Below are 12,219 nucleotides of genomic sequence, written 5' to 3'. Positions count from 1 at the left end.
GCCCGCCCCGCCCGGGTTCTCGGCGCGGGCGCCGTGCGTGTTGGGGGGGGGGGGGGGGCCCCGCCGTCGCGGCCGCGCCCGGCCGCGGCGGGCCGCGACGACGACCGCGGCGCGGCCGATGGCAAGTTCACCGGGGGTGCGGTGCTCAGGCGTTGGTGCCGCCGTCGATCGTGATGATCTCCCCGGTGATCGTCCGGGCCGACGGGCCTGCCAGGAAGGCGACCAGATCGGCGACGTCCTCGGCGGCGCCGAATCGGCCGAGCGCGTTGAATTCCCGCTGCGTGGGTGCGTGGTCGCTGCCCGCCGGGTTCATGTCGGTGTCGGTCGGGCCCGGCTGGACGAGGTTGACGGTGATGCCGCGCGGGCCGAGTTCTCGGGCCAGCGCCTTGGTGTAGCCGTTGAGCGCCGACTTGCTCAGGTTGTACAGGGCCAGTCCGCCGAAGAGGGCGCGGTCGGTCAGGTTCGAGCCGATGGAGATGATCCGGCCGCCTTCGCCGAGGTGAGCCAGCGCGGCCTGGCCCGCGACGAACGGTGCGCGCGCGTGGATGTTGAGCGCGCGGTCGATCTCGTCGAGCCCGAATTCCTCGTACGGCCTGGCCGGGAAGATGCCCGCGTTGTTCACCAGGACATCAAGGCCGCCCAGGTCTCGCGCGGTCCGGTCGACGGCGGCGACGACCTGGGCGGCGTCGGCGCTGTCGGCCTGAATCGGCAGCGCTCGCCTGCCCAGCGCCTCGATGTCCGCGGCGACCGACTTCGCCGCGATCTCGTCGCGCTGGTACGTGAACGCCACATCGGCGCCGCCGGCGGCCAGCTTGCGGGCGATGGCTGCACCGATCCCCCGGCTGCCGCCGGTCACCAGGGCCACAGTGGTGCTGCTCGTCATCTGGCGTGCTCCAATTCTGTAGTGGTTGATACACATATAGACAAGCGCATGCCCGCGATGACGTCAAGAGTTTCTTATCAATCGATACAGAATGCTCGGATCGCTGCCCGCGCGGTATATTTACCGATCGGCACAGAAAGGTTTCCCATGGCAGAACGCGGCCGCCCGCGCGGCTTCGACCGCGACGTCGCCCTGCGGCGCGCCATGGAGGTGTTCTGGGAACGCGGCTACGACGGGGCCTCGATGGCCGATCTCACCACGGCGATGGGCATCAACTCCCCGAGCCTCTATGCCGCGTTCGGCGACAAGGAAGCTCTGTTCCGCGCCGCGATCGAGCTCTACGGCCGCACCGAAGGGTCGCGCACGGCGCGGGCGCTGCGCGAGCAACCGACCGCCTATGCCGCGATCGAGGCCATGCTGCGCGACAACATCACCACCTACACCGACCCCGGTCTCCCGCACGGCTGCATGGTGGTCCTCGCCGGCGCCACCTATACCACCAGGACGGCCTCGGTCCGCGAATTTCTCGTCGAGGCCCGCCGCCACACCACCGCGGACATCCACGACCGCCTCGACCGCGGCGTCGCCGACGGTGACCTGAAACCCGGCACCGACACGGCCGCCTTGGCAGCGCTCTACAGCACCGTGCTGTACGGCCTGTCGATCCAGGCCAGGGACGGTGTCGGCCACGCCGAGCTCAGTGCCGCCGTCGACAGCGCGCTCGAGGTTCTCGCGGCGTCGACGATGTAGGTGGACGAGCACCGAACGCTGCTACCGGCGATCGAGGCGGATCACTCGATGACCGCCGACGTGCGCACCGCGTACACCCGGCAGTTGATCGCTACCGGCGACGCAGTGCCGCGATCCGCTCCCCCAGCTGGTCGACCGACGCCAATGCCGTGGGGGGACCACCACATTCGCGGCGGAGCTCACCGTGGATCACGCCGTGTGGCTTACCGGTGCGGTGGTGATGCATCGCGACCAGGCTGTTGAGTTCGCGGCGCAGTTCGCCCAGCTTGTCGGACGTGGCGATGCGTTCGGCAACCGCGGCGGGCGCGGGCGCGGACTCCTGGGCGGCGCTGCGGTCGGCGAGCTGACGGGTCTGCCGGTCGCGCAGCAGAGCCCGCATCTGGTCGGCGTCGAGCAGACCCGGGATGCCCAGGTAGTCGGCTTCCTCGTCGCTGCCGGCGATGGTGGCGGTGCCGAAGGAGGAGCCGTCGTAGATCACCTGGTCGAGTTCGGCGTCGGCGGCCAGCGCGACGAAGGACTTCTCCTCCTCGCCGGGCTCGTCCTTGGTCTTGTTCGCGTCGATCAGCAGTTCGTCGTCGAGGGCGTTCTTCTCACGATGCGGCTTGCCGATGACGTGATCGCGCTGCAACTCCAGCTGGGCGGCCAGATCCAGCAGCACCGGCACCGACGGCAGGAACACACTCGCCGTCTCCCCCGGCCTGCGGGCACGCACGAAACGGCCGATGGCCTGCGCGAAGTACAGCGGGGTCGACGCACTCGTCGCGTAGACACCGACGGCCAGGCGCGGCACGTCGACGCCTTCGGACACCATGCGCACCGCCACCATCCACGGCTGCGTGCCCTCGGCGAACTCGCCGATGCGCTGCGAGGACTGCGGGTCGTCGGAGAGCACCACGGTCGGGCGCTCGCCCGAGATGTGTTCGAGCAGTTCGGCGTAGTCGCGGGCCCGTTCCTGGTCGGTGGCGATCACCAGGCCACCGGCGTCGGGGATGCCGGAGGCGCGCAGCTGGCGCAGGCGGACGTCGGCGGCGCGCAGCACCGCCGAGATCCAGTCACCGGCCGGGTCGAGCGCGGTGCGCCAGGCGCGCGCGGTCTGTTCGGCGCTGAGCGGTTCGCCGAGGCGGGCGGTGTGCTCCTCGCCCGCGCTGTCGCGCCAGTGCGCGTCACCGGAATAGGCCAGGAACACGACCGGGCGCACGACGCCGTCGGCGAGTGCGTCGGCGTAGCCGTAGGAGTGGTCGGCGCGGGAGCGGGGGAACCCGGCTTCGTCGGGCTCGTAGGTGACGAACGGGATCTTGGAATCGTCGCTGCGGAACGGGGTTCCGGTCAGCGCGAGGCGCCGGGTCGCGTCGCCGAAGGCCTCCTCGGTGGCCTCGCCCCAGGTCTTGGCATCGCCCGCGTGGTGGATCTCGTCGAGGATCACCAGCGTGCGGCGGTTCTCCGTGCGCACCCGATGCCGGGTGGGATGGGCCGCGATCTGCGCGTAGGTCACCACCACGCCGTGATAGTCACCCGAGGTGCCGCCGGTGGAGTTGGAGAACCGGGAGTCGAGCTGGATGCCCGAGCGGGCGGCCGAGGCGGCCCACTGGTGCTTGAGGTGCTCGGTGGGCGCGACGACGGTAATCTGATCCACCGTGCGGTCGGCCAGCAACTCCGCGGCAACCCGCAGCGCGAAGGTGGTCTTACCCGCGCCCGGCGTGGCGACCGCGAGGAAATCGCGCGGCTTGGTGGCCAGGTACTTCGTGAGCGCGCGCCGCTGCCACGCGCGCAGGGAACCACCCGACGCACCCCCGGAAGCCGAATCGCCCGGTGTACCCGCATCCCTCGCCGCAGCGGCGTCACCCGACCCAGTCACGCAGATGACCCTAGCCGCCCGGTGCGGCGTGTCGCCAAACCGACGCGGGGTGGGCGACAGGCATCACAACACCACCCGAGGTCACCAGCCATTTACCTGTTACCCACCGACACGATGCCCGGCCCGTCCCCCACGCGCCCGGTTCGTGCGGGATGCTTGACGCGAGATGAACAACGACCAGGTCCGGGCAGCCGACGCGGCGCACCCACCGCGGGCGCACCAGCCCAGCGGTGTCCCCGCGCTGCCCGCGGCGCCCGGCAAGCCCACCGGGCAAAGTCCCCGCGAACACCCATGGTGGGTGCGCTGGCCCGCCGCGACGTGGCAGCTGGTGGTCCGGGTGGCGCTCAAGTGCTGGAACAACTCCATTTTCGCCAAGTCCGCCGCGGCCGCGTTCTGGCAGACGCTCTCGCTCGCGCCGCTGCTGCTCGGGCTGCTCGGCAGCCTCGGCTATGTGGGCGGGCTGTTCGGGCCCGACACGGTGCAGATCGTGGAAGCCAAGATCATCGCGTTCAGCCGGGAGTTCTTCAGCCCCTCGGTCGTCGCGGACCTGATCGAACCGACCGTCGACGACGTGCTCGGCCGCGGGCGCGGCGCGGTGGTGTCGGTGGGTTTCGTGCTGTCGTTGTGGGCGGGGTCCTCGGCGATGGCGACCTTCGTCGACGCGATCGTGGAAGCCCACGGTCAGCAGGACGCCCGCCATCCCGTCTGGCAGCGGATCTTCGCGCTGCTGCTGTATGTGCAGTTCCTGGTGGCGGCGGTGCTGATCCTGCCGGTGATCGCGCTGGGCCCCACCCGGATCGGCCGGGTCCTGCCCGAGACCTGGCGTGAGCCCGGGCTGCGGTTGATCGACACGTTCTACTACCCGATCGTCGGCCTGCTGCTGATCGTCGGGCTCACCACGCTCTACAAGCTGGCCCTGCACAAATCGCTGCCGTGGCATCGGCTCTTCGGCGGCGCGCTGGTGGCCGGGGTGTTCTTCATGGGTGCCAGCGATCTGCTGCGGCGGTACCTGTCCTGGATCACCGCGACCGGCGTGAGCTACGGCGCGCTGGCCACCCCGATCGCGTTCCTGCTGTTCACCTATTTTCTCGGCTTCGCGGTGATTCTGGGCGCGGAGTTCAACGCCGCGGTGCAGGAGTTCTGGCCGGCGCGGGCGACCAGGATGGAGCAGGTCAAGGAGTGGCTGACCAACCAGGTGCGCGGCGACGACGAATCGGCCGACGCCTCACCGGAGGCGCCGGCCATACCGGCCGCGGAACCCGCTCAGTCGCCACCCTTGCGCAAACCGTCGTAGACCTTCTTGCAGTCCGGGCACACGGGCGATCCGGGCTTGGGCGAGCGCGTCACCGGGAAGACCTCACCGCACAGCGCGACGACCATCGTGCCCATCACGGCACTCTCGGCGATCCGGTCCTTCTTCACGTAGTGGAAGAACTTGGGGACGTCGTCGCCGGTCGTCTCGTCGGTCGTGGTTTCCGGGCGTACCAGAGTGTCTGTACTCACGCCTTCCATGATGCCGCATCCCGGCCGTGCACCGCTGACCAGCCGCGTGTGCGTTCGCACGAGCCGAGTGGGAGACTCGGGGTATGCAGTCCTACGGCGAGCCCTCCGGCGCCGACGAGCCGACCCCGGACCCGGAGGTGACCAGGCCCGCCGCGCCCAGCTCGCGCGGCTATTTCCCCGGCGCCGATGCCAAGCACCCCGTGCTCATTACCGAGGCCGCACCGTCGCTCGACGATCAGCATCGCGCCAGGGTGCGCCGCTACACGATCATCATGGCGTTCCGCATCCCCTGCCTGATCCTGGCCGCGATCGCCTACAGCGCGTTCGAGAACCCGCTGCTGTCGATCCTGATCATCGTCGCCTCGGTGCCGCTGCCGTGGATCGCCGTGCTGATCGCCAACGACCGGCCGCCGCGCACCAAGAACGAGCCCAGCCGCTGGGACGGCCGCAACAATCAGATCGCCTTGGAATCCCGATCGCGCAAGGCGATCGAATAGCGGTCTACGCGATTTTCGCCGGTCGGCGCACCAGCATCGACAGGAGCGCCGCGAGCCCGCACAGTGCGCCCGCGAGATACCAGGCCAGGTCGTAGGAACCCTGCAGGTCGCGGATGAGCCCCGCGCCGGTGGCCGCGACGGCGGCGCCGACCTGGTGGGCGGCGAACACCCAGCCGAACGCGATCGGGCCGTCTGCGCCGAACAGTTCCCGGCACAGCAGCACCGTCGGCGGGACGGTCGCGATCCAGTCCAGACCGTAGAAGACGATGAACACCCACATGCTCGGCTGGGTGTGTGGGCCCAGCAGCGAGGGCAGGATCAGCAGCGACAGCCCGCGCAGCGAGTAGTAGCCCAGCAGCAGATAGCGCGGGTCGACCCGGTCCGAGAGCCAGCCCGAGGCGATCGTGCCCGCCACGTCGAAGATCCCGACCAGCGCCAGCAGTCCGGCCGCGGTGGTCGGCGGCATCCCGTGATCGTGGGCCGCGGTGACGAAATGGGTGCCGACCAGGCCGTTGGTCGATGCCCCGCACACCGCGAAACCGCCTGCCAGCAGCCAGAATCCGGGCCTGCGCGCGGCCGCGGCCAGTACCTGTAGCGCCCGGCCCGCGCCGCCGGTGTTCGGGACCCTCGCACCGGCGTCCGAGCCGGGCGGTGCGCCGTAGGCCCGCACCCCGGCGTCGCTGGGGTAATCGCGCACGAACAACCACACCAGTGGCACCACGGCCAGCGCGACCGCGGCCACGATCACCGACGGCAACCGCCAGCCGTGCTCGTGCGCCAGCATCGAGACCAGCGGCAGGAACACGAGCTGACCGGTCGCCCCCGCCGCGGTGAGCACGCCGGTGACCAGCCCGCGGCTGCGCACGAACCAGCGCCCGGTGATGGTGGCGACGAACGGCATCGACATCGACCCGACGCCGATCCCGACCAGCAGCCCCCACGTCGCCACCAGCTGCCAGGCCTGGGTCATGAACACGGTCAGTGCGCTGCCCGCCGCGATCAGCACCAGCGCCGAGCACACCACCCGGCGGATGCCGAAGCGATCCATCAGCGCGGCAGCGAACGGCGAGATCAGGCCGTACAGCAGCATATTCAGCGAGACGGCGGTGGAGATGGTGGCGTGCGACCAGCCGAACTCGGTGTGCAGCGGGTCGATCAGGACGCTGGGCACCGAGCGGAACGCGGCGGCGCCGAGCAGGGCGACGAAGCCGACGCCTGCCACGATCCACGCGGGATGGAGGGTTGTCCGACCGCGCGGGGCCGCGTCGATCTCGCCGTCGACGGCGGGGCGATCAGGACGCTGGGCCTTGATGTCCGTGGCGGAGTGCGGTGCGGGGATGGCCCGTTCGGCCGAGTCGTCGTCGCCGGTGGGCGACAGGGGCGCGCGGAGATCGGTCACCCGAAACAGGGTGCCGGATCTGTGCGGTACGAACGAGTGGCCGGTATGCCATCTTTCATCGATATCCTGCCAATGAATATCCGGGCCTATCGAGTTCGCCGCCGTCTCGCGGGGAATCCGGTCGACAGCGCGCGGCAGGGCGCCTACCGTTCGTATCGGGCGGACCGTGGTTCTCTCGATGTCGACTCGTAGCCGAGCGATTGCGCTGGGGCCTTATGGGATTCGGCCATCGACGACCACGCCGCTCCCGGCCCGCGGGACCGAAGTCACGACCGAGCGCGCGGCGCCGTCGCACCCGGCTCGGGTGCCGGTGCCGATTCCCGTTCCGGCTGTCTTCGCCGACGAGCCGTGTACACCTGGCTTCATCGGTGACGATGTGGCGGACTGGCAGGGAGACAACATGATTCGCTGGATGTGGGCGTTCCTGGATCGGCCTGCCGACAGATTCGACGACTGTGTCCGCTTCTGGGCGACCGTCACCGGCTCGACGGTGTCCGCGCCACGCGGCGCGCACGACGAGTTCGTGACGCTGCTGCCTGCCACCGGGCCGGCCTGGGTCAAGATGCAGGCGGTCGGTGACGGCGGTGGCGTCCACCTGGACCTCGATGTCGACGACATCCCCGCCGCGGTGGCGACCGCGACCGGGCTCGGCGCACACATCGTCCTGGTCGCACCCGACTACACCGTGCTCGAAACCCCTGCCGGACAGACGTTCTGCTTCACCCCGGTCAAGAACGACGCGCCTCCTCCGGTCACCGTGTCGACAGCACCGGACGGCACCGTGACCCGACTCGACCAGATCTGCCTCGACCTGGCCCCCGCCGACATCGCGACCGATACCGCCTTCTGGCGATCGCTGACCGGCTGGACCCACCAGCCGTCGCGCCGCCCCGAATTCTCCCGGTTACGCGGCGACGACGAGCCACTGCAACTATTGCTCCAGCGCCTCGACGACCCCCGCCCGGCCGCTGCGCACCCGGATCTGGCCTCCACCGACATCGCCGCGACCGCCGCCTGGCACGAATCTCTGGGCGCGGACCGCGTCGCCGAGGCCGAGCGCTGGATCGTCCTGCGCGATCCCGGCGGCGCGCTCTACTGCGTCACCGGCCGCGACCCGTACACCGGCCTGCTCCCCAGCTGACGCCCCGCATCCCTCCCGGCGCTCGCATCACCTCCGCCGCCTTGCCGCGCGCCGCTGTCCTCTGCGCCATTCCCCGCGCGCCGCGGTACCGGCGCTCACACCACCTCGCGCCGTGTGCCGCAGTCCCGCCGCTCACACCCGTGCGCAGCCTTCCCCACACGGCCGCCATAACGGCACGCACATCACGCCGCGACACGCGGTCCGAACGGGTCGTTCGCCCGGTGCGCGGCCCTGGCAGAGTAATCGGGTGCCTACGAACCCCGCCGCCACCTCCGGTTCCCTGCTCACCGCACTGTGCCCCGCCCTGCGCACGGCGCTGATCCGGGTCGGCTACGACGCCGACACGCTGGTCGAGGCGCTTGGCCCCGATGTGCATGCGGCACTGGGCCGATCGGAGCCGGTGCCGGTGCGCCGGGCGGCGCGGGCGGCCGGTGAGCTGGGCACGCTGATCCGGCTGCTGCTGCTCGGCGACGCACTGCCGGAGCGCGAGGTGGCCGCGGCGCTGGCGCCGGCGCGGATCGACGATGCCGTCGCGGCGGGTCTGCTGACCCGCGACGGCGACGAGCTCAGGGCCGCACTGGATCTGCGTCCGCTCGACACCGGTGCGGGCACCCGCTGGATCCTGTCCGACCTCGACGATTCGATGCGCAGGCGCACCCTGACCGAGGACCACGTGCTCGGGGTCGGGCACGCGTCGCTGTCGCTGCTGCGGGCGACGCCGACCGTCCCGGTGGGCACGGTGCTGGATCTGGGGACCGGCTGCGGTGTGCAGGCCGTGCACGCCGCGGGGTACGCGGGCCGGGTCACCGCCACCGACGTCAACGCGCGGGCGCTGTGGCTGGCGCAGGCCACGGCCGCGCTGAACGAACTCGACATCGAATTGCTCGAAGGGTCCTGGTTCGAGCCGGTGGCCGGCCGCCGTTTCGATCAGATCGTGGCCAATCCCCCGTTCGTCGTCGGCCCGGCGCGCATCGAGCACACCTATCGCGACTCCGGGCTCGCGCTCGACGGCGCCAGCGAGCTGGTCATCGGGCAGGCGCCCGAGCTGCTCGCACCCGGCGGCCTGGCGGCCATGCTGGCCGCCTGGGTGCACGTCGAGGGCCAGGACTGGCGGCAGCGGGTGTCGTCGTGGCTGCCCGCGCACGGCGTCGACGCCTGGGTGGTGCAGCGCGATGTCGCCGACCCGGCGCTCTACGTCGGCACCTGGCTGCGCGATGCGGGCCTGGACCCCCGCGACCCGGCCGCGCAGGCCCGCGCCGAGCAGTGGCTGGCGGCGTTCGACGCCGCCGACGTCGAGGGCATCGGCTTCGGTTTCGTCTACCTGCACGCCATCGACGGCCCGACCGAACTGATGGCCGAGGACCTCGTGCACGGTTTCGACGACCCGCTAGGCAACGAGGCGGCAGCCTATTTCGCCCGGTCGGCGTGGCTGCGCGCCGTCGCAGCCGACGAAAACCTCGCCTGGACATCCCGTTTCGCGCCGAGCCCGGCGACCGCGCTGGAACGGGTGTATCTGCCCGGTGAACACGGCTGGACCGAGGAAGTGGCCCGGCTGCATCGCGGTGACGGTCCCCGCTGGCAGCACGAGGTCGACGAGTCGACGGTCGCCCTGGTCGCGGGAATGCGGCCCGATGGTCTGCCGTTGTACGAACTGCTCGAACTGCTCGCTCTGGCCGACGGCGCCGAACAGGTGACCCCTGAATTCGCCGCCCAGGCCCTCGGCGTAGTCGCCGGCTTGGTACGCCACGGACTGGTGCGGCCTGTCTGAGCCGCCCGGCGGTGGGGGCCGAGTTCCGCACCCGGAGCTCTTCTCAGGAACTTCTCAGCCGTAACGGTATGAACCCGCAGCTCAGAGCGGTTTATCACCGACGGGATCGGGAACTTTCTCTAAGTCGGGTCCGTTGATCGGAGTGAGACACCACCGACAGGAGGCAAGTCATGACAAGCCCCGCCACTACTCGTGTGCGCCCCAGCGAGTCCGATATCGACGCCCAGAGCCCCGCAGCCGACCTGGTACGCGTGTACCTGAACGGAATCGGCCGCACGGCACTGCTCACGGCGGCCGACGAGGTCGAACTGGCCAAGCGTATCGAGGCGGGCCTGTATGCCCAGCACCTGCTCGAGACCGGTAAGCGGTTATCGGCGACCCGCAAGCGTGATCTGGCGATTCTGGTCCGTGAGGGGCAGTCCGCCCGCTCGCATCTGCTCGAGGCCAACCTGCGCCTGGTCGTTTCGCTGGCCAAGCGCTACACCGGCCGCGGCATGCCGTTGCTCGACCTGATCCAGGAGGGCAACCTCGGACTCATCCGCGCGATGGAGAAGTTCGATTACGCCAAGGGCTTCAAGTTCTCCACCTACGCCACCTGGTGGATCCGCCAGGCCATCACCCGCGGTATGGCAGACCAGAGCCGCACCATCCGTCTGCCTGTGCACCTGGTCGAACAGGTCAACAAGCTCGCCAGGATCAAGCGTGAACTGCACCAGCAGCTCGGTCGCGAGGCCACCGACGCCGAACTGGCCAACGAGTCGGGCATCCCGGTGGAGAAGATCGCCGACCTGCTCGACCACAGCCGCGACCCGGTAAGCCTGGACATGCCCGTCGGCAACGACGAGGAGGCCCCGCTCGGCGACTTCATCGAGGACTCCGAGGCCACCTCCGCCGAGAGCGCGGTCATCGCGGGCCTGCTGCACCACGACGTGCGCAGCGTCCTTTCCACTCTCGACGAGCGCGAACAGCAGGTCATCCGCCTGCGCTTCGGCCTCGACGACGGCCAGCCGCGCACCCTCGACCAGATCGGCAAGCTGTTCGGCCTGTCCCGCGAGCGGGTCCGCCAGATCGAGCGCGAGGTCATGTCCAAGCTGCGCAAGGGTGAGCGCGCCGACCGGCTGCGCGCCTACGCCAGCTGATCCCCTACTCGACGGCCCCCTCAGGGTCGTCTGCCGAAACGCCGACCGGTGTCCGCGACCACTCCCCTCCGTGGCCGCGAGCCGGTCGGCGTTGTTCGTTCAGGCCAGGCGGCGCGGACCGGTGTCGAAGCGGCTCGGTTCCGGGCCGATCCTGGCGCGGGCGTAGATGATCTCCGCCGACGCGGGCGCGGCGAGGACCGGGTCACATGACAGCTCACGCATCTGCGGGATGTCGTCGAACAGGGCCGAAATGCGTTGCGCCAGTTCGGCCAGTGCCGCCTTGTCGACCGCGGGACCCGCCGGGCCGCCGGACAGCAGTGGTGCGGCGCGCGGCGCGTCGATCAGCGCGGCGGATTCCTCGGCGGTCAGCGGGAGGGCCCGGTAGGCGCGGTCGCCGAGCAGGTCGATGATCATGCCCGAGAGGCCGAATTCGATCACCGACCCGAACGAGGGGTCGTCGGTGACCCGCAGGACACAGCCGACGCCCTTGGTCGCCATCTTCTGCACGTGCAGCAGCGGATCGCCGCAGATCGCCACCAGGTCGGTGTAGGCCTGGCGGACGGCATCGGGCCCCCACAGGTCAAGGCGTACCCCGAGCAGATCGGGCCTGCGCCGCCACAGCTCACCCGTCGCCTTCGCCGCGACCGGGTACCCGAGTTCCGCTGCCGCCGCGACGGCCTGCTCGGCGTCACGCACGGCCCGGAACTCGACCACATCGATGCCGTAGCACTCGAGCAGCCGCGCCGCTTCCTCGTCGGTGAGCCAGCGCCCGCCCGATTCGGCGAGCCAGCCCGCCACCAGCGCCGCCGCGGCCGCGGTGTCGATGCCGGGCGGCCGGACCACCGGTGAGACGGGCCGGTCGCGCCAGCGCGCGTACCGCTCGACCCTGGCCAGTGCCCTGGCCGCGCGTTCCGGGTCGGGGTAGGACGGGATCGAGCCGCGTGCGGGCGCGCCACCGGTGGTGCGGACCGCCAGGAGCTGCGGAATACCCGATTCGGCGACGAAGGTCGTCAGCACCGGCTTGGCCCTGTCCGGTGCGGCCGCCGCTGCCGCGCGCAGCGCGTCGGCGAAGCCGCCCATGGACGTCGGTACCGGCGGGACGACGACGACGATCACGGCGTCGACCTGGTCGCTGCGCAGCGCGGCCAGTACCGCTTCCCGGTAGTCGGCGGGAGTCGCCTCGGGCCCCAGGTCCACTGGCCCGTCGACCCCCGCGGTTGCCCGGGGGCCCGGCGGGGGGCGGGGGGCCGCGCCCCCGCGCCCCGCGGGGCCCCCCGGCGGGCG

Annotated in this window: 10 protein-coding genes and 1 pseudogene; 6 read left to right on the top strand and 5 right to left on the bottom strand. The window is 70.9% G+C overall.

What is annotated here, in order from left to right:
- Window positions 1–145: 145 nt before the first annotated feature.
- Window positions 146–883, bottom strand: coding sequence for an SDR family NAD(P)-dependent oxidoreductase (locus ACFWPJ_RS12650; RefSeq protein WP_378850237.1), 738 nt, complete (start codon window positions 881–883; stop codon window positions 146–148).
- Window positions 884–1,030: 147 nt separating this feature from the next.
- On the opposite strand from ACFWPJ_RS12650, the gene ACFWPJ_RS12645 reads away from it, so the two are divergent.
- Window positions 1,031–1,633, top strand: coding sequence for a TetR/AcrR family transcriptional regulator (locus tag ACFWPJ_RS12645; RefSeq protein ID WP_378850235.1), 603 nt, complete (start codon window positions 1,031–1,033; stop codon window positions 1,631–1,633).
- 91 nt (window positions 1,634–1,724) lie between these two features.
- On the opposite strand, the gene ACFWPJ_RS12640 is transcribed toward ACFWPJ_RS12645, so the two are convergent.
- Window positions 1,725–3,404 carry a DEAD/DEAH box helicase gene (locus tag ACFWPJ_RS12640; RefSeq protein WP_378850243.1) on the bottom strand — a complete coding sequence of 560 codons (1,680 nt, stop codon included), beginning with the start codon at window positions 3,402–3,404 and terminating at the stop codon, window positions 1,725–1,727.
- A gap of 250 nt (window positions 3,405–3,654) precedes the next feature.
- Here ACFWPJ_RS12640 and ACFWPJ_RS12635 point away from each other — a divergent pair, with 250 nt between their 5' ends.
- Window positions 3,655–4,782 (top strand): YihY/virulence factor BrkB family protein, encoded by a 1,128-nt coding sequence (locus ACFWPJ_RS12635; protein ID WP_378850232.1) that lies wholly within the window; start codon window positions 3,655–3,657, stop codon window positions 4,780–4,782.
- Here the strand turns inward: ACFWPJ_RS12635 and ACFWPJ_RS12630 are convergent.
- A complete protein-coding gene (locus ACFWPJ_RS12630) occupies window positions 4,752–4,991 on the bottom strand; it encodes a DUF3039 domain-containing protein (RefSeq protein ID WP_189024012.1) in 240 nt (79 codons plus the stop codon). The two genes, ACFWPJ_RS12635 and ACFWPJ_RS12630, sit on opposite strands and share 31 nt — an antisense overlap.
- 83 nt (window positions 4,992–5,074) lie before the next feature.
- Here ACFWPJ_RS12630 and ACFWPJ_RS12625 point away from each other — a divergent pair, with 83 nt between their 5' ends.
- Window positions 5,075–5,488, top strand: coding sequence for a DUF3099 domain-containing protein (locus ACFWPJ_RS12625; RefSeq protein WP_378850229.1), 414 nt, complete (start codon window positions 5,075–5,077; stop codon window positions 5,486–5,488).
- 4 nt (window positions 5,489–5,492) lie between these two features.
- Here ACFWPJ_RS12625 and ACFWPJ_RS12620 read toward each other — a convergent pair whose 3' ends face one another.
- On the bottom strand, window positions 5,493–6,758 hold the full coding sequence (locus ACFWPJ_RS12620) for an MFS transporter (protein WP_378850240.1): 1,266 nt from the start codon (window positions 6,756–6,758) through the stop codon (window positions 5,493–5,495).
- Window positions 6,759–7,197: 439 nt separating this feature from the next.
- Between ACFWPJ_RS12620 and ACFWPJ_RS12615 the strand changes: the two genes are divergently transcribed.
- From ACFWPJ_RS12615 to ACFWPJ_RS12605, 3 genes are all read left to right on the top strand, one after another.
- The gene (locus tag ACFWPJ_RS12615; RefSeq protein ID WP_378850227.1) at window positions 7,198–8,028 is read left to right on the top strand and encodes a VOC family protein; all 831 of its coding nucleotides are present in this window, start codon (window positions 7,198–7,200) and stop codon (window positions 8,026–8,028) included.
- Between the two features lie 247 nt (window positions 8,029–8,275).
- Complete coding sequence (locus ACFWPJ_RS12610) at window positions 8,276–9,796, top strand: methyltransferase (protein ID WP_378850224.1); 1,521 nt, start codon at window positions 8,276–8,278, stop codon at window positions 9,794–9,796.
- A 170-nt stretch (window positions 9,797–9,966) separates the two neighbouring features.
- Window positions 9,967–10,935 (top strand): sigma-70 family RNA polymerase sigma factor, encoded by a 969-nt coding sequence (locus tag ACFWPJ_RS12605; protein ID WP_378850221.1) that lies wholly within the window; start codon window positions 9,967–9,969, stop codon window positions 10,933–10,935.
- Window positions 10,936–11,034: 99 nt separating this feature from the next.
- Here ACFWPJ_RS12605 and ACFWPJ_RS12600 read toward each other — a convergent pair.
- Window positions 11,035–12,144, bottom strand: a pseudogene (locus tag ACFWPJ_RS12600) (acetate--CoA ligase family protein); the annotation flags it as partial.
- Window positions 12,145–12,219: the final 75 nt, after the last annotated feature.

This window comes from Nocardia sp. NPDC058497, from assembly GCF_042720195.1.
In the GTDB taxonomy this organism is placed as follows: domain Bacteria; phylum Actinomycetota; class Actinomycetes; order Mycobacteriales; family Mycobacteriaceae; genus Nocardia.
The sequence above is the reverse complement of the archived record's forward strand: the minus strand, read 5'-3'. Positions and strand labels throughout refer to the sequence as shown.